The organism is Haloferax sp. Atlit-48N, assembly GCF_003383015.2.
GTDB lineage: Archaea > Halobacteriota > Halobacteria > Halobacteriales > Haloferacaceae > Haloferax > Haloferax volcanii.
The window spans coordinates 1,084,117-1,099,277 of record NZ_CP137689.1 but is presented as its reverse complement, the minus strand read 5'-3'; the positions used below and the strand labels follow the sequence as shown (position 1 = coordinate 1,099,277).

General features: G+C 67.3%; 19 protein-coding genes and 1 tRNA gene. 9 read left to right on the top strand and 11 right to left on the bottom strand.

Going from position 1 to position 15,161, the window contains the following annotated elements:
* Positions 1-21: 21 nt before the first annotated feature.
* Complete coding sequence (locus tag DEQ67_RS05985; RefSeq protein WP_004043760.1) at positions 22-1,053, bottom strand: phosphate signaling complex PhoU family protein; 1,032 nt, start codon at positions 1,051-1,053, stop codon at positions 22-24.
* 317 nt (positions 1,054-1,370) lie between these two features.
* On the opposite strand from DEQ67_RS05985, the gene DEQ67_RS05980 reads away from it, so the two are divergent.
* A complete protein-coding gene (locus DEQ67_RS05980; protein WP_004063775.1) occupies positions 1,371-1,745 on the top strand; it encodes a carboxymuconolactone decarboxylase family protein in 375 nt (124 codons plus the stop codon).
* An 84-nt stretch (positions 1,746-1,829) separates the two neighbouring features.
* Here DEQ67_RS05980 and DEQ67_RS05975 read toward each other — a convergent pair whose 3' ends face one another.
* The 6 genes from DEQ67_RS05975 to DEQ67_RS05950 form a co-directional block, all read right to left on the bottom strand.
* Entirely contained in the window at positions 1,830-2,894 is a 1,065-nt protein-coding gene (locus DEQ67_RS05975; RefSeq protein WP_004063777.1) for an ATP-NAD kinase family protein, read from the bottom strand.
* A gap of 297 nt (positions 2,895-3,191) precedes the next feature.
* Positions 3,192-3,884 (bottom strand): competence/damage-inducible protein A, encoded by a 693-nt coding sequence (locus tag DEQ67_RS05970; RefSeq protein ID WP_115802450.1) that lies wholly within the window; start codon positions 3,882-3,884, stop codon positions 3,192-3,194.
* A 102-nt stretch (positions 3,885-3,986) separates the two neighbouring features.
* A complete protein-coding gene (locus DEQ67_RS05965; RefSeq protein ID WP_004063781.1) occupies positions 3,987-4,742 on the bottom strand; it encodes a DUF5803 family protein in 756 nt (251 codons plus the stop codon).
* A gap of 4 nt (positions 4,743-4,746) precedes the next feature.
* Positions 4,747-5,424: a DUF2110 family protein gene (locus DEQ67_RS05960; protein WP_004043766.1), complete on the bottom strand. Its 678-nt coding sequence runs from the start codon at positions 5,422-5,424 to the stop codon at positions 4,747-4,749.
* Complete coding sequence (locus DEQ67_RS05955; RefSeq protein WP_004043767.1) at positions 5,425-5,955, bottom strand: transcription factor; 531 nt, start codon at positions 5,953-5,955, stop codon at positions 5,425-5,427.
* An 84-nt stretch (positions 5,956-6,039) separates the two neighbouring features.
* Entirely contained in the window at positions 6,040-6,582 is a 543-nt protein-coding gene (locus tag DEQ67_RS05950; protein WP_115802449.1) for a tRNA (cytidine(56)-2'-O)-methyltransferase, read from the bottom strand.
* Positions 6,583-6,723: 141 nt separating this feature from the next.
* Here DEQ67_RS05950 and DEQ67_RS05945 point away from each other — a divergent pair, with 141 nt between their 5' ends.
* The 3 genes from DEQ67_RS05945 to DEQ67_RS05935 all read left to right on the top strand — a co-directional run bounded on the left by DEQ67_RS05945 (position 6,724) and on the right by DEQ67_RS05935 (position 9,034).
* Positions 6,724-7,671 carry an NAD-dependent epimerase/dehydratase family protein gene (locus DEQ67_RS05945; protein ID WP_115802448.1) on the top strand — a complete coding sequence of 316 codons (948 nt, stop codon included), beginning with the start codon at positions 6,724-6,726 and terminating at the stop codon, positions 7,669-7,671.
* Positions 7,672-7,795: 124 nt separating this feature from the next.
* Positions 7,796-8,542, top strand: coding sequence for a DUF2797 domain-containing protein (locus tag DEQ67_RS05940; RefSeq protein WP_115860077.1), 747 nt, complete (start codon positions 7,796-7,798; stop codon positions 8,540-8,542).
* A gap of 57 nt (positions 8,543-8,599) precedes the next feature.
* Positions 8,600-9,034, top strand: coding sequence for a hypothetical protein (locus DEQ67_RS05935; RefSeq protein ID WP_115860079.1), 435 nt, complete (start codon positions 8,600-8,602; stop codon positions 9,032-9,034).
* Between the two features lie 27 nt (positions 9,035-9,061).
* Here the strand turns inward: DEQ67_RS05935 and DEQ67_RS05930 are convergent, their stop codons facing one another.
* Both DEQ67_RS05930 and DEQ67_RS05925 read right to left on the bottom strand, forming a co-directional pair.
* Complete coding sequence (locus tag DEQ67_RS05930; protein ID WP_115860081.1) at positions 9,062-10,168, bottom strand: glycosyltransferase; 1,107 nt, start codon at positions 10,166-10,168, stop codon at positions 9,062-9,064.
* Between the two features lie 99 nt (positions 10,169-10,267).
* Positions 10,268-11,329, bottom strand: coding sequence for a glycosyltransferase family 4 protein (locus tag DEQ67_RS05925; RefSeq protein WP_115860083.1), 1,062 nt, complete (start codon positions 11,327-11,329; stop codon positions 10,268-10,270).
* A gap of 109 nt (positions 11,330-11,438) precedes the next feature.
* Between DEQ67_RS05925 and DEQ67_RS05920 the strand changes: the two genes are divergently transcribed.
* From DEQ67_RS05920 to DEQ67_RS05910, 3 genes are all read left to right on the top strand, one after another.
* Positions 11,439-11,714, top strand: coding sequence for a ribonuclease P protein component 4 (locus DEQ67_RS05920; protein ID WP_004063795.1), 276 nt, complete (start codon positions 11,439-11,441; stop codon positions 11,712-11,714).
* 111 nt (positions 11,715-11,825) lie between these two features.
* Positions 11,826-12,074: a YhbY family RNA-binding protein gene (locus tag DEQ67_RS05915; RefSeq protein ID WP_115860085.1), complete on the top strand. Its 249-nt coding sequence runs from the start codon at positions 11,826-11,828 to the stop codon at positions 12,072-12,074.
* Positions 12,071-12,979: a mechanosensitive ion channel family protein gene (locus DEQ67_RS05910; protein ID WP_004063797.1), complete on the top strand. Its 909-nt coding sequence runs from the start codon at positions 12,071-12,073 to the stop codon at positions 12,977-12,979. The genes DEQ67_RS05915 and DEQ67_RS05910 overlap by 4 nt, the downstream gene beginning before the upstream one ends.
* A gap of 93 nt (positions 12,980-13,072) precedes the next feature.
* Here DEQ67_RS05910 and DEQ67_RS05905 read toward each other — a convergent pair whose 3' ends face one another.
* Complete coding sequence (locus DEQ67_RS05905; RefSeq protein ID WP_004063799.1) at positions 13,073-13,885, bottom strand: HD domain-containing protein; 813 nt, start codon at positions 13,883-13,885, stop codon at positions 13,073-13,075.
* 81 nt (positions 13,886-13,966) lie between these two features.
* Positions 13,967-14,467 (bottom strand): redoxin domain-containing protein, encoded by a 501-nt coding sequence (locus DEQ67_RS05900; RefSeq protein ID WP_008607425.1) that lies wholly within the window; start codon positions 14,465-14,467, stop codon positions 13,967-13,969.
* A gap of 259 nt (positions 14,468-14,726) precedes the next feature.
* Here DEQ67_RS05900 and tatAt point away from each other — a divergent pair, with 259 nt between their 5' ends.
* Together tatAt and DEQ67_RS05890 are read left to right on the top strand one after the other, a co-directional pair.
* The gene (tatAt, locus tag DEQ67_RS05895; RefSeq protein ID WP_004063801.1) at positions 14,727-15,008 is read left to right on the top strand and encodes a Sec-independent protein translocase protein TatAt; all 282 of its coding nucleotides are present in this window, start codon (positions 14,727-14,729) and stop codon (positions 15,006-15,008) included.
* A gap of 78 nt (positions 15,009-15,086) precedes the next feature.
* Positions 15,087-15,159, top strand: a tRNA-Arg gene (locus DEQ67_RS05890).
* The last annotated feature ends 2 nt before the right edge of the window (positions 15,160-15,161 follow it).

Here is a 15,161-nt window from a genome sequence, read left to right as displayed (position 1 = left end):
CCCGACTTCGGTTCCGCAGCCTCAGTCTATCGTGACGTGGTCCGACTCCTCGTTGAGCGCGAGGTTCGACGCGATTTCGGCGTTCCGCATCGCGTACTGCGCGGTCTGCTGGAGGCTCACCAGCACCTCGCGAATCTGGAGGAGCTTCTGGTTTTCCATCTCCGGGAGGTCGTTGAGGATGTCGCGCTCGCGGTCGCTAATCTCGCGGAACAGCTCTCGGCACTCGATTGTGAGGTCGTAGTCGCGCTCGACGACGGCCCGCACCGCGGTCGTCGTAATCTCGTCGACGTGGTCCGTGAACTCGCGGATGCGCCGCATCGTCGACTGGTCGACGTCGATGGTGTGGCCCTCGGCGTCCATGACGATGTTGGCGATGTCCTCGGCGTTGTCGGCGGTCAGTTCGAGGTTCTTCGCCACCGAGCGGTAGCCGATGAGCGGGAAGCCCGAATCGAGGCCGACCGCCCGCGCGAGGTTGGGGTTCTGGTAGGACGTGAAGATGAGCCGGAGCAGGAGGACGAAAATCTTGTTCGCCTGCCGCTCGCGGTTGAGCGCCCGCTGGGCGAGGTCGGGGTTGCCGTGGGCGAGCGCCTTGACGGCCTCGCCGCGCATCGTGCTGCCCGTGTTTTCGAGGCGTTCGAGCAGGTTGTTGAGGGTGAAGTCCTCCGCATCGACCGAACAGCGAATCGCGATTCGCTCGGGGGTCTCCTCGATGACGCCGAGGCCCATGAGCTGGGTCTCGGCTTTGTAGACGGCGTTGATGTGGTCCGAGTCGAGCGCGCCCTCGCTTTTCTCGATGTGGATGACGCGTCGCCCGAGGACGTACTGCGCCACGATGGCGCGTTCGAGCGCCTCCGCGTTCAGACTGTCGGCGCGAATCGTCGCCTTCGAATCTTCGGTGTTGACCGATTCGGGGAGAACCGTCAGCGTTCCCTTGCCGCTCGTTCGAATCGTCACCTCGTCGCCCTTCTCGACGTTGTGTTCCTTGGCCCACTCCGCTGGAAGCGTCATCGCCAGCGTGGAGGGACCGAGACGCTGGACTTTCCGGGTTTCCATGCCAGTCAGAACCCATCCAATGACCTTAAATCTCACTATATTACACCCCGTGTGAATAATGGGTAGTGGTTCCCATTGCACACGATTCCGAATATTAAATCATCTACGTCGAGCGGCCGGGATGGAAATGGCTGACCGTCCCGTGCACCGGCGTATTAACCCCGAATTTCCCCGGAACGTCGTCGACACGGGCAGATTATAATTTTCCAGACTGTTCATAACTTTACTGCTCCGGAACCTCGTAATAAGCGCCTCCATAGCGACGGGACTGCGGAGGTACGGGAAGAGAGATGGTATCGAAAGCCACACGACAAGAGATGGAGGGAATGCTCGGTCAGGTCCCGAGTTGGATGGAGGACTTGGCAGAACCGGCGAGCGAACACAGTTGGGGGCTCTTCCGCGACCTCAATCTGGGAGAAGACACCGAACTGTCCGGGCGGGAGAAGGCGCTCATCGGCGTCGGCGTCGCGGCCGCGGTTAACTGTCCGTACTGTATCTACTTCCACACCGAGGAAGCGCGGTTGAGCGGCGTCACGGACGAGGAACTCAGGGAGGCAGTCAACCTCGCCGCCGACACGAAGTACTTCTCGACGGTGCTCCACGGGAACGAGACCGACCTCGACGGGTTCAAGGCCGAAACGGACGAAATCGTCGAGTACATCACGAAACAACAGGCACCGGCGGACGACTGACGAGACGGCCGACTGGAGCGGCCTCTCCTCGATTTTTCTGTGGTGGCGCGTTGCGCCGAGTCGGCCGCATCCGACGTGCGCCGCTCACTCGATTTTCATCATCCGGCGCTCGACGCGACCCACGCGGACTTTCGTCCACCCGCGGAGGTCCGCGTCGAGGTCGGGGTCGTCGGTGTCGACCCGGAGGACGGGAATCCCGTCGAGTTTCGACCGCGAGGCGACGACCGACACGTCACAGCGTCGAATCACGGCCGGCGAGAGTTGGGGGTTGCCGCGACCGAAGACGAATCCCTGCCCGCCGATGGGCGTGACGACGATGACGTTCTCCGCGCCGAGGTTCGCCAGAATCTCGGCCTCCGTCGCGTCGCGGGCGAGCACCTCGCCGTCGCGGTAGACGTCGACGCCGAGCGGCGAGCCGTCGATTCCCAACTCGGCTTTCACCGCGCCGACGGTGCTTCCGGGACCGAGGACGTAGGTGACGCCTTCGGTCGAGCGGATGTCGTCAGCGACGCCCGCGGCGAGCGACTCGACGGTGCCGCCGCCGGTCTGTTTCGACGACTGGAGGTCCTCCGCGACGGGGACGTGCGCGACCGCCCGAAGCTCCGGCCTGACCTCGCCGTCGCGGTAGTCGTCCTCGTCGATGTCCATGACCTCGCGGGCCTCGGTCCGCTCGAACGAGGTGACGACGTGGGCGGCGTCCTCGGGCGAGACGGCGAACACGGAGGAGTAGACTTTCACGCCCGCGGGGACGCCCAGCATCGGCACGTCGGTCCCGTCGAGCGCCTCGGCCACGTCCGCCGCGGTGCCGTCGCCGCCGACGAACAACACGAGGTCCGCGTCGGCGTCGACGAACGCCTCGGCGGCGGCGACGGTGTCGGCCGCGCTCGTCTCGTCGCCGGACGGCTCGCCGAGCACCTCGGGGTCGAAGCCGGCGTCTCGGGCGGCGGCCGCGCCCATCTCGCCGCCCCACGCGAGCAGTTCCGCCTCGGGGGCGGCCTCGAAGAGCCGAGAGAGCGCCCGTCGCGCCCGCTCGGGCGACCGCGGCTCCGCGCCGCGCGCTCTGGCCTCCGCGACTTTCCCGTCGGTTCCCTTCAGGCCGACCCGGCCGCCCATCCCCGCGACGGGGTTGACGACGACACCGATTCGCATGACTGAACGAACCCGCGCCCCGGGGAAAAGCGACGCGGTAGCCGGCGAGAGGGGAGCCGGCGAGAGGCGACTGGGTCGCGCCCCCACGGGTTCGCTGACGCTCACGCCGCGACAACTGTCGCCAGAACCTCACCGTTTAAGAACCGGACGTGGGAACTGTCACCTATGATTCCGCTATCAGCCAGCGAGCAGGTGTTGCCGACCTCGGAGACGGCCGCGACCGTGCTTCTCGTGGGTATCCTCATGACCGCCGGGTGGCTCTGGTACCTCCAGCGCTGACCCGTCGGCCGGCCGACCCTACTCTTCGTACAGGTCGACTCGCGCTTCGAGCCACGCGGCCGCCGATTCGACCGTCTCCTCGTCGGCTCCGGCGAGTTTGATTCTGACGTGGTCGCCGGGGTAGCTCCCGACGGTCACGTCGAACGCCGATTGGACGGCCTCGAACCGCTCGATGAGCGAGCTTTCGGGCTCCGAGGTGTGGACGAACCGGACGTGGGTCCGCTCGCCGGCGAACTCGTCGGCGACGCGGGCGAACATGGCTTTCATCTCACCGGGGACGCCGGGGAGCACGTACACCGAGCCGACGACCGCGCCGGGCGCGACGCCCTCGTCGTTCGGGAGCATCCGCGACCCCGCGGGGAGGTCGGTCGTCCCCTCCACGAGGTCCGCCGCGGAGTAGCCGCCGTTGGTCTCCAGCCACTCCTCGGCGTCGGCGTGCCGCTCCAGCGAGCGCCCGAACGCGGCCGCGACGCTCTCCATCGTCACGTCGTCGTGCGTCGGCCCCAGTCCGCCGGTGACGACGACGGCGTCGTACTCGGCGTGGTACTCGTTGACGACGCGGGCGATGTCGGCGACGCGGTCGGGGACCGTCGTCACGCGCTCGACGGAGACGCCTCGCGCCGTCAGTTCCTCGCAGAGCCACGCGGCGTTCGTGTTGACGGTGTCGCCGGCGAGGAGTTCGTCCCCGACGGTGACCACGGCGACTTGCATACCCCGAGGTAGCGCGCTGCGAGGCAAAAAAGCGTTCACACCGGCGAACCGGGTCGGCCGGGCGATACCGCGGCTCAGTCGTCCGTCGGCGGTCGTCGTTCGTCAGCGGTCGTCGTCTTCCACGTCCAAGCCGAGTTCCTGTCTGCGGTCGCGGAGCGCCCGAATCTGCCGGCGGTAGTAGAGTATCCCCGCGCCGCCGACCAGCACCGAGACGGCCGCGACGGCCGCGAAGATACCGAGGTCGCGCTGGAGGTAGAACTGCACGACAACGTTCCCATCGGTCACTTCGTCCCACCGGATGTGAAGCCGGTCGTCGACGACTTCGGTGTCGTAGCCCGACGGCCGGACCGACCCGAATATCGGGAAGTCGACGCGGCGGTCCGCGGGCAGGACGACCTCGTAGCTCCCCTCGACGAAGACGGGCAGCGAGAACCGCTTCGGCGTCGAGGACGAGCTAAACGCGAGCTTTCCGTCGCGTCCGGCGTCCTCGGGGAGCGTGACGTTCGTGATGCGGTCGTTCTGCGTCACGTCGCCGCCGCGGGCCTTCAGTTCGGTCCCGTTGAGGACGGTCCCGTTGTCGTAGCGGTAGCGGACCGCCTCGACCGAAAGCGGCGTCCGACTGCCGAAGCCGTCGAACCGGTAGAGCTCGACCGAGGAGCTGTTGACCTCGTAGACCGCGCGGAACCGGCCGTTGTCCTGCACCGTGATGTGCGCGTCGGTCTCGGCGGTCCACGCGTAGTCGCCGTCGGGCGCGGCGTCGAGCCGGTCGTTCGAGACGCTGGAGGTGCCGCCGAGACACCCGGCGGTCACGAGGAGGAGGGCGAGCGCGGCGATACCGACGAGGAGTCGCCTGTTCATCGTCTTACTGGCCGATGACGCACTTCAGCTCCGCCGGCAGGTACGAGCCGATGCTGGCGAGGAGCCCCGGCGGGTCGGTCTCGTCCCGGCAGACGATGCTCTGTTCGAGCAGGCCGAGGCGCTCGACGGTCACGATGTCCTTCGCGTGGCCGGCGCGGTTGACCGTCGCGCGGACCTCGCCGCGGGTCGCGCTGTTGACGTTGACGCGACCGCTCCCGCGGGTCCAGTCGTAGAGGCGGTCGACCTGCTCGTCGGCCAGCCGCGAGGGCCCCTCGTCGCCGCCGTAGACGAACGTCAGCGGCATGTGCTGGACGAGGCCGAAGCGGTCGCGAATCTGGGTCGCGGAGCCGCGGCCGAGGCCGAGTTCCTCGGTCGGGATGCGCACCTCGATGCCCGCGTCGAGGACGAAGCCGTCGTCGTCCCAGTGTTCGAGGGTGCCGACGTAGGTCTCGCCGGCCGACAGATGCGGCGTGACCTCGCCCCACTCCTCGCGGAGGACGTTCCGCGCGACCGTCTCGTCGTCGCCGGAGACCGTCACGGAGATGAAACCGTCGTCGCGGACGCCGATGTCGTACGTCACGTCGAGGTCGCCGATGTCGTTGGCGACGAGCGACGTGAGGCTGTCGAGCGCCCGCTCGCGGGCGTCACCGTCGATGTAGCACTTCGTTGCGAGAACGACCATTCAGTTCGTCCCCGTCACTTCGACGTTGAGCTCGTCGCGAAGCTCCTCGATGCGTCGCTCCATCGCGTCGACGAGGTCGTCGTTGTCCATCGGTTCGAGCTGCGCGCCCGTCTCGGGGCACTGGAAGCCGTGTTCCATCGCCTCGGAGAACTCGAAGCGGATGCCGGCGGGTTCCGAGAGGTAGAACTCGTGGTTGCGCTCGTAGTCGAGGCGCTCTTCGAGCGCGTCGAGGAGGCGGTACATCTCCTCTTCGAGGTTCTCGGGGATGTTCTCGTAGTGGAAGGTCCAGAGGTAGGTGAGCCAGCCGGAGTCCTCGTCGCGGACGCGGCGGTACGACGCGAGGTCGTTCTCGTAGAGAATAAACAGCGCGCGGCGCACGTCGTTGAGTTCGAGCCGCAGTTCCTCGGCGAGTTCCTCGTCGGTGACCTCGCCGTCCGGGGGTGCCGCCGCGACCGGCATCCCGGTTGGCCCGACCAACTCGTGGAGGTACTTCTGGATAACAGGGTCGTTCAGTAACTCCTCAAAAGCCATTGTGCGAAATGGCGTCAGGAACGCCATTAAGTCTTATTACTCCCGGGCAGCGGAGAACCGCAAGCGGGCGCGCCGACGCTCCGATTACTCCTCGTCGGCCGGGACGACTTTCTTGCCCGTCGCCATCGGAACCACCCGGTTTTCTGCGTCCTCCCACTCGCGGTCGAGTTCGCGCCCGTCGAACAGGCGGTCGAGGAACACCGCGAGGCCCGCGACCTCCGAGTGCGGCTGGTTCGTGACGCCGACGTTCCAGTCCGCCCCCTCGTACACCTCGAAGGGGACTTTCTCCCCGCCGACGACGACGAGGAGCGGTTCCTCGGCGTGCGCCTCGCGGATGTCGGCTTCAACGTCCTGAACGCGCTCGCCGTACATCGTGAGATGGACGACCGTTCCCTCCCAGTTGCGGATGACGCCGTTGAGCGCCTCGGTGAGTTCGACCTCGAAGGGGCCGCCGAACCGGCCCGTGATGTCCTCGACCGTCTCCATCGAATGGCCGGCGTTGTCCGGGAGGATGACCCGGTCAGCACCGAGCGCGCGGGCCGTCAGGCCGACGTGCGTCGTCATCCGGTCGTCGCGCCCCGGTCGGTGTCCGTACCGGAGGACGGCGACCTCGGGTTCGTTGTGCATGTCTCTCCGAAGACGGCGGGGGAAAGTGGTGCTTTCGGAACGCGGGCGGCGGTCGCCGGGGACGGGTTGATGGGCGTCACCGACGCCCGACCGCGGTCCCGAGGGGAAACGGACTTATCACTCGGCCGAATCATCTGTGCCATGTCGCTGGAACTCTCCGACAAGCGCGTCCTCGTGACCGGGGGCGCGGGACTCGTCGGCTCTCACCTCGCCGCACACCTCTCCGAGGACAACCACGTCGTCGTCGCCGACGACCTCTCGAAAGGCGCTCGGGAGCGGGTCCCCGACGGCGTCGAGTTCGTACAGGCCGACATGACCGACCCGGATGACGTCTCCGAGGCCGTCACCGAGGACCTCGATATCGTCTTCCACTTCGCGGCCTACACGGACACGAACTACGGCAACCCCCGACAGCTGTTCGAGGAGAACACCGAGATGACGTACAACGTCCTCGAACGGATGCAGGAGGTCGGCGTGTCGGATATCGCCTTCACCTCCTCGTCGACCATCTACGGCGAGGCCCCGCGACCGACGCCCGAGGACTACGCCCCCCTCGAACCCATCAGCATCTACGGCTCCTCCAAGCTCGCCGACGAGGGCCTGCTTTCGACGTTCGCCCACTCCTACGACTTCACGGTCTACATGTACCGCTTCGCCAACATCGTCGGCCCGAACCAGCGCGGCAACGTCATCCCGGACTTCATCGAGAAGCTCCTCGAAGACCCCGAGACGCTCGAAATCCTCGGTGACGGCCGACAGGAGAAGTCCTACCTCCACGTCGAGGACTGCATCGACGCGATGTGTCACGTCGTCGAACACGCCGACCGCGACTACAACGTCTACAACCTCGGCACGCGGACGACGACCTCCGTGACGACCATCGCTAACATCGTCGCCGACGTGCTGGACCTCGACCCCGAGTTCGAGTACACCGGCGGCGACCGCGGCTGGACCGGCGACGTGCCGAAGATGCGCCTCTCTATCGAGAAACTCTCGGCGCTCGGCTGGGAGCCCGACGGGTCGAGCGACGAGGCCGTCCGCCGCGCCGCCGAGGAACTCGCCGAGGAGCTTCGCGCCGAATACGAATAACGGCTGCCGACGCTCACAGCCGCGACCGACACCGACACCGACAATCGCGGCCGACGCCCGGGGCGACCCCGAAACCCGCCTCCGGAGCGAGCCACCTTTCTACCGCGACTCCCTACCCCGGAGCGTGCAGGTCGTCGGCTACGATACCGGAACCCCCGCGCTGCTCGTGAGCGCGAGCGACGGCATCGACTCGGTCGCGCTCGCCCCCGGCACCGAACTCGACTACCGCCTCGGCGACCGCCACTGCGCGGGCACCATCCACGACGACCGCCACGTCGCCTGCGACAATACTCGTGCGCCGTACTGTTCTGACCACCGCCACACGTGGGTCTGCGCGAAGTGTACGGGGACGTGTCTGAAAGACGAGATGGACTGCTACGAGGACCACGCGGTCTACCTCGCGGCGTTCGCCCCCGACACGTTCAAGGTCGGCGTCACCCGCGAGTGGCGGCTCGACACCCGCCTGCGCGAGCAGGGGGCGGACCGCGCGGCCCACGTCCGGACGTTCTCGGACGGTCGCGTCGCCCGCGAGTACGAGGCCGAACTGGCGACCGAGATTCCCGACCGCATCCGCGTCCCGACCAAAATCGAGGGGTTCGGCCGGTCGGTCGACGCCGCGGCGTGGGACGACCTCCTCGCCCAGTTCGACCCCATCGAGACGTTCGCGTTCGACTACGGCCTCGACCTCGACGACTCGCCGGTCGCAGAAACCGTCGCCACGGGGACCGTCCGCGGCGTGAAGGGGCGCGTGCTCGTCCTCGACCACCGCGGGACGGCCTACGCGGTGGACCTGCGCGACCTCGTCGGCCACGAACTCGACGACGGCGGGACGGACCGCGACCTCCAGTCGAGCCTCGGCGCGTTCGGGTGAGCGGTGCGGTTCTCAGAGACCGTCAGCACTTTCCGGGAGGACGGCCAATTCGCTCTCATGGCTGACGACGAACCCGCAGACGAGACGCAGACGCCCGACGAGGGCGACGACGGCGAAGAGGAGAAGTCGTTCCGCGAGCGGGTCGAAGAGATTCGACAGCGCCGCGAGGAAGAGCGCGAAGAGGGCGAGCGCCCCGACCCCGAAGAGATGATGGGCGGCGGCGGTCCCGGCGGCATGGGCGGCGGCGGCAACCCCTTCGCGCAGATGATGAGCGGCATGATGGGCGGCGGCGGCCCCGGCGGCATGGGCGGCGGCGGCATGGGCGGCGGTCCCGGCGGTATGGGCGGCGGCCAGAGCAGCCCGCGCGACCCGGAAAAGGGAAGCGGAAGCGACGAACAGCTCGTCCGCGAGGTCCGACAGCTCCGCGACGAGGTCCGTGACGTGAACCGCGAACTGCGACGCATCGCCGACGCGCTCGAAGACCGCGACTGACGCGGTTTCGCAGTCGGTCTCGCTGTTTTATTTCGACGCCAATCGGTCGTAGAGCGCTGCGAGTCGGTCGACAGAGCGGTCGACGCTCACCTCGCCGCGGCGGTCGAGACAGCGCGCGCTGAGTGCCTCCTGCTCCGCGAGCGCCCGCCGAATCCCGCGGCGGAAGCCCTCCAAATCCCCGGACTCGTAGTGATAGCCGGTCACGCCGTCGAGGACGGTGTCCTCCAGCGCGCCCTCGTTGACGCCGACGACGGGCGTCCCGCAGGCGTTGGCCTCCAGCGCGACGAGCCCCTGCGTCTCGACCGGGCTCGGGAAGCAGAACACGTCGAGCGCGGAGTAGAACGCCGGCAGCTCCTCGCGGTCGAGGAAGCCGAGGAAACGAGCGTCCACGCCGAGGTCGTCGGCGAGGGAGGATAGCTCGTCGCGTGCGGGCCCGTCGCCGCCGAAGACGAGCGTCGCGTCGAGGTCGGCCGCGGCCCGGACGAGTTCGTCGAGGCGCTTCTCGTAGCCGTGCCGACCCGTGTAGCCGATGAGCGGGCCGTCACCGAGGTCGTAGCGGCGGCGAAAGTCGCCGCCCTCGACGGGTTCGAACCGCTCTACGTCGATGCCGTTCGAGAGGACGACGATTTCGGCCTCGACGCCGACCTCGTCGACCAGGCGGCGCTCGGCGTCCTCGCTCGGGACGATGACCGCGTCGGCGCGGTCGAAGAACCACCGCTCGTAGCGTTCGGCGGTGCGCTCGACGCCGCGCTCGATAGCGCCGACGGAACTGAGGTACTCGGCGTACTCGCCGGTCGGGGTGTGGTAGGTCGCCACGAGCGGGAGGTCGCGCCGGCGGGCGAGTCGGAGGCCGGCCAGTCCGAGGCCGAACGGGGTGTGGGCGTGGACGACATCCACGTCGTCGACGGCTCCCGGAATCCGCGGCGCGCCGATTCGAATCCCCTCGTAGAACGGGAAGGGAAGGCTCCGGACGCCGTACTCGCCCGGTTCCGGGTCGTAGTCGTCGTCCGCCGGGAACACCACGTCCATGCGGCCGCCGCGGCGGTGCCACCGCTCGCGCCACGTCTGAATCGTGTAGGTGACGCCGTTGACGGTCGGCAGGTACGTGTCCGTGAACGCGGCGACCGACTGCATGGCCGTTCGTGCGACTCCGACGGGATAAACCGTTGTGACTTCCCGCTGGACTGTCGTGTGTTAGCGTGCCAGCTTCCAGATGGTCGAGTATCTCGCCGGTCAGCCTTCGAGTCGCCCGGCCAGCGCGTCCTCGTACGTCTCGACGAGCCTGTCGCCGACGCGGTCGAGGCTGTGTTCGGCGGCGGTCTCACGGGCGTTCTCGCCGAGCCGTCGCCGGAGGTCGGGGTCGCGGGCGAGGAGGTCGAGCGCCCGGCGGAACTCCGCGTCGGTCGAACACTTCAGGCAGTCGTGGCCGTGGGTGTAGAACTCCTCGAACACCGGGATGTCGCGGAGGACGACCGCCTTCCCGCAGGCCATCGCTTCGAGGACCGCGATGCCCTGATTTTCGTTTTTCGTCGCGAACAGATAGACGTCGCCCGCGCCGAACGCGCCGCGGATATCGTCTATCCAGCCGGTGAACGTGACGTTCTCGGGGGCGTTTTCGACCCAGTACCGCACCGTCTTCGAGGCGTGCGGGCCGGTGTCGTAGGGGCCGAACCATGCGAAGTCGTAGTCGGTCTCCTGCGCGAGCGTGCAGAACGTCGTGAGCCCCTTGCGCTCGAAGACGTTGCCGACGGTGAACACGGTCATCCCGTCGAGGTCGTACTCCGCTCGGTACTCGTCGCGGAGGTCTTCGAAGCCGTCGAGCGCGTCGGTGTCGACGCCGTTCGAGACGGGGCGAATCGGCGCGTCGACCGGGTAGGATTCGAGGGTTCGCTTCGTGTACTCGGAGGGACAGAGCACCACGTCGGCCTGCGAGTAGAACCACTTGAGGTACTTCCCGAGGGCGGGGGCGACCGCGGTCGACCCGCGGAAGCTCTCGGCGAAGTCCTCGCGGGTGACGTGCGAGTGGAGGACGAGCGGGATGTCGTTACGTTTGGCGTGTCTGGCCACGGCGAGCGAGCCGGGACCGATGAGGTTGCAGTGGGCCACGTCGTAGTCGCGGACGACCCCGTCGCCCCGCAGGAGGCCCGCGGCACCCGCGGCGACCGACTCGGGCCACGGGGAGGTGACGACCTCCACGTCGGTCGTGGCGAGGGCCGCCCGCTGCTGGTCGGTGGCGGTGCCGATGCCGCTACGGTCGAGTTGCGAGGCGAACTCGAGGTAGTTCAGGACGCGCACAGTCGCCGTTTTTCCGGCCGGGGTATCACAGTATCGGCTTCGGTTCCTCGGTGTCGGTCCCGCGTCGCGGTTCGGAACGTCTTTGTTCGGGCCGCTCGCCCGAACGTGTATGAACATCGCGGAGGAGCGCATCGACCGACTCCACGCCCTCGCCCGCGAGGCGGCGAGCGACCGCGACCACGACCGCGCCCGGGAGTACGTCCGCCTCGCCCGTCGCGTCGCGGAGCGGAACCGCTGCGGCCTCCCCAGAGCGTTCCGCCGGTTCACCTGCGACGACTGCGACGCCTACCTCCGTCCCGGCGTCAACGCCCGCGTCCGGACCCGCGCCGGCGGCCACGTCGTCGTCAGGTGCGACTGCGGGGCGACGAAACGCTATCCCTACTGACCGCCCGACGGCGATTTCGGTAGAATCGCCCCGTTCCCGCGTGTGTACGACAACCAAACGGCCGCCAAAGCCTTACTATTGAAGCCCTCTGGCACATAGTGGAGGCCACACATGAACACGCAGGAGCTGCGGAAGGAGGCCCACGACCTCGACGTGACCGTCTGGGTGGGTAAGAGCGGCATCGAATCGGTGGTCGGCGAACTCAACGACCAGCTGGCAGACCGGAACCTCGTGAAAGCGAAGTTCCTCCGGGCGGCGCTCGGGGGCACGACGGTCGACGAGGTCGCCGCTGATCTCGCGGAGCGCGTGAACGCGGACCTGATAGAGACCCGGGGGAAGACAGCGGTCTACCACCGATGAACGCGCTCGCAGTCCCGCTCCAACTGCAGGGTGACGGCGGTGCTGTCGGTCGAATTCTCACCCAGCAGAACGTCCCGTACGCCGAGACGCTCGGGACGCTCTTGGGTCTCGTTCTCGGCTTCGCCGTCGTCTACATCGTCGGCAAGGCCGTCGTGTCGTCCGCGCTCAACCGCGTCCTCGACCGGCGCGGCGCGGACGAACACGCGAAAAAGCCCCTGATGAAAATCGCGACCCTCGTCGTGGCGTTCGTCGCCCTCGGCGCTGGGTTCGCGTTCGCCGGCCTCGGCAACATCCTGCAGTCGCTCGCCACCATCGGCGCGGCCGCGACGCTCGCAATCGGCTTCGCCATGCAGGACGTCATCGCCAACTTCGTCGCCGGCATCTTCATCTTCACCGACAAGCCGTTCCGCATCAACGACTGGATTGAATGGGACGGCAACTCCGGTATCGTCGAAGACATCTCCTTCCGCGTGACGCGGGTTCGCACGTTCGACAACGAACTGCTCACCGTGCCGAACTCGCAGCTCACCGACGGCGTCATCAAAAACCCCGTCGCGAAGGACAAACTCCGCTTGCAGGTGCCGTTCGGCATCGGCTACGACGACGACATCCAGCAGGCGACAGACATCATCCTCGACGAGGCCGAAGCGCACGACGGCATCATGACGACGCCCGAGCCGTCGGTCAGGCTGACCGAACTCGGTGACTCGTCGGTCACGCTCAAGTCGCGCATCTGGATTTCCCAGCCCAGCCGCGCCGACTTCGTCAAGACCCGCGGCGAGTACGTCACCGCCGTCAAAGAGCGGTTCGACGAGGAGGGCATCGACATCCCCTACCCGAACCGCACCCTCAGCGGCGAACTCTCGGTCGGCGGCGCAGAGCGCCTCGCGCAGTCCAACGACTGAGGCACACGACCGACCGCGGGGGACCGCCCCGCCCGGTTCACACGCCGACTCGCCTTTTTCACACCCGATTCGACAGCGCCGCGACAGCGCCGGTTAGAGTTCGATGCGCTCGACGAGCCGGTCGTCGGACTTCGTGTTGACCGCGACGATGCGGACGTGGTCTTCGAGGCCCGAGCCGTCGAGTTTCGCCTTCAGGAGGTTGTCGACCTGATAGACGCCGGCGGCGTTGAGCATCTCGATTTCGACGAGGACCGCCGACTCCTCGCCGGGCTTGAGGACGACGTCCTTGATGGCGCGACTGGAGAGCGTGTTGATGCCGCGGCCGCCCTTCTCGTAGGGGATGCGCGACCGGCCGCGCTCCATGTCGAGCGCGTCGGCGACGCGGATGACGCCGGCTTCGAGCGTGAGCGGGTCCTCCTCGCGGTGGTGACAGAGGATGGCGTGGAGGACTTCGGCCTTGATGCGGACCGCGTCGGCGAGGTCGTAGAACTCGGGGAGGAAGCGGTCGAGGACGTCCGACGCGAGCGGAATCGAGTAGTAGGCGTGGTTGTCGCGGTGGACGACGTGGCCGATGTCGTGCAGTTGCGCCGCGAGAGCGATGATGACCGGCTCGTCGGCCTCGTCGAGCCCCTGTTCGGCCGCGCCGTTGAACTCGCAGCCGCCGGCCTTGAGCAGGTCGTACAGTCGGAGTGCGCGGTTGAGGACGATTTCGATGTGCTTCGGGCCGTGGTCGTTGTAGCCCTTGCGCGTCACCGCGTTGACGTTCTGCGCTTCGAGGAGCGTCGTCACCTCTTCGTCGTCGAGGAGCACGGGGAGCACCTCGTTGAGCTTCTCGTCGGGGAAGGCGTGGTCCGCCTCGGGGTCGTAGACGCGGCCGCCGTTCAGGGTGTCTTCGGTATCGCTCATGACCCGCAAGGTAGTCGCACGGAGAGAAAAGGACTTGGGCTCCGAATCAGGTGCGCTACCGCGTCACGCTGTGTCTCGGTCCTACGCGGCCTCGCTCGGCGCTTCGAGTTTTCCGGCGGCGGCCTCGACCGCCTCGTAGTCGGGTTCGACGCCGGGGTCGTCGCTGACCCACGCGTAGGTGACCTCGCCGTCGCCGTCCACGACGAACACCGCGCGCTTCGCCACGCGGTTGACGCCGAGGTCCGCGAAGTCCATCGTCACGTCGTAGGCGTCGACGAGTTCGCGGTTCGTGTCGCTGATGAGGCCGAAGTTGAGGCCGTTCTGCTCGGCGAACTCCGTCAGCGTGAACGGCGTGTCGATGCTGATACCGTACACCGTCGCGCCGACGTCCTCGAAGTTCGCCATCTGGTCGCGGAACGTGCACATCTCGGTGGTGCACGTCCCGGTGAAGGCCGCGGGGAAGAACGCGAGGACGATGGGCGCGTCGTCGAGATTCTCGGAGAGCGTGAACGACTCGATGTCGCCGTCGATGTCGGTGAGCGGTGCGGTGAAGTCCGGGGCGGCGTCGCCGACTGATACCATACGAGGGTGTTCGACTCCGCCCACATTATTTCACCGTCGGCGGAAATTCAGGGGTACCGCCGACGGCGGGCTCGCTGGCCGCCCCCGCAGCGGCCGACCGACTGCGCTCGACACACCGGCCACAAGCTTTTCGTAGGAGTGACGCGCCGAGACGTGTCGATTCGGCGGATGCGGGCGTTCCGACGCGCCGATATTCCGTCTTTCCAGAACCCGTAGAAGGCAAAAAGCCTATAATTGCCACTAGGTAACGCAGAAATAGATGTTCGAGACCATTACCCCACTGTTCCCGGGACTCCCGGGCGGGCCCGAGCTGCTCGTCGTGCTGCTCATCGTCGTCTTGCTGTTCGGCGCGAACAAGATTCCGAAGCTCGCTCGGTCCTCCGGGCAGGCCATCGGCGAGTTCCAGCGCGGCCGCGAAGAGATCGAAGACGAACTGCAGGACATGACGGGCGACGACGACGAAGACGAAGACGACGCGACCAGCGAGAGTTCCGCCGACTCGGTTTCGACCGACTCGGTTTCGACGGAATCGTCGAACTGACCACAGCTCACTGTCTCTCTTCTGTCCGCCCAGCGCGAACCACGCGATTTTTGACCGATCCTGAGAGACAGCGCCGTGGGGCGTGTGGCCTAGTGGACAGGGCGAGAGGTTCCTAACCTCTCGATCGCGGGTTCGAATCCCGTCACGCCCGCT

Excerpts from the sequence above, each read along its gene's own strand:
- DEQ67_RS05985 (WP_004043760.1), bottom strand. The coding sequence starts at position 1,053 with ATGGAAACCCGGAAAGTCCAGCGTCTCGGTCCCTCCACGCTGGCGATG.
- DEQ67_RS05980 (WP_004063775.1), top strand. The coding sequence starts at position 1,371 with ATGGAGGGAATGCTCGGTCAGGTCCCGAGTTGGATGGAGGACTTGGCA.
- DEQ67_RS05975 (WP_004063777.1), bottom strand. The coding sequence starts at position 2,894 with ATGCGAATCGGTGTCGTCGTCAACCCCGTCGCGGGGATGGGCGGCCGG.
- DEQ67_RS05970 (WP_115802450.1), bottom strand. The coding sequence starts at position 3,884 with ATGCAAGTCGCCGTGGTCACCGTCGGGGACGAACTCCTCGCCGGCGAC.
- DEQ67_RS05965 (WP_004063781.1), bottom strand. The coding sequence starts at position 4,742 with ATGAACAGGCGACTCCTCGTCGGTATCGCCGCGCTCGCCCTCCTCCTC.
- DEQ67_RS05960 (WP_004043766.1), bottom strand. The coding sequence starts at position 5,424 with ATGGTCGTTCTCGCAACGAAGTGCTACATCGACGGTGACGCCCGCGAG.
- DEQ67_RS05955 (WP_004043767.1), bottom strand. The coding sequence starts at position 5,955 with ATGGCTTTTGAGGAGTTACTGAACGACCCTGTTATCCAGAAGTACCTC.
- DEQ67_RS05950 (WP_115802449.1), bottom strand. The coding sequence starts at position 6,582 with ATGCACAACGAACCCGAGGTCGCCGTCCTCCGGTACGGACACCGACCG.
- DEQ67_RS05945 (WP_115802448.1), top strand. The coding sequence starts at position 6,724 with ATGTCGCTGGAACTCTCCGACAAGCGCGTCCTCGTGACCGGGGGCGCG.
- DEQ67_RS05935 (WP_115860079.1), top strand. The coding sequence starts at position 8,600 with ATGGCTGACGACGAACCCGCAGACGAGACGCAGACGCCCGACGAGGGC.
- DEQ67_RS05930 (WP_115860081.1), bottom strand. The coding sequence starts at position 10,168 with ATGCAGTCGGTCGCCGCGTTCACGGACACGTACCTGCCGACCGTCAAC.
- DEQ67_RS05920 (WP_004063795.1), top strand. The coding sequence starts at position 11,439 with ATGAACATCGCGGAGGAGCGCATCGACCGACTCCACGCCCTCGCCCGC.
- DEQ67_RS05915 (WP_115860085.1), top strand. The coding sequence starts at position 11,826 with ATGAACACGCAGGAGCTGCGGAAGGAGGCCCACGACCTCGACGTGACC.
- DEQ67_RS05910 (WP_004063797.1), top strand. The coding sequence starts at position 12,071 with ATGAACGCGCTCGCAGTCCCGCTCCAACTGCAGGGTGACGGCGGTGCT.
- DEQ67_RS05905 (WP_004063799.1), bottom strand. The coding sequence starts at position 13,885 with ATGAGCGATACCGAAGACACCCTGAACGGCGGCCGCGTCTACGACCCC.
- DEQ67_RS05900 (WP_008607425.1), bottom strand. The coding sequence starts at position 14,467 with ATGGTATCAGTCGGCGACGCCGCCCCGGACTTCACCGCACCGCTCACC.
- tatAt (WP_004063801.1), top strand. The coding sequence starts at position 14,727 with ATGTTCGAGACCATTACCCCACTGTTCCCGGGACTCCCGGGCGGGCCC.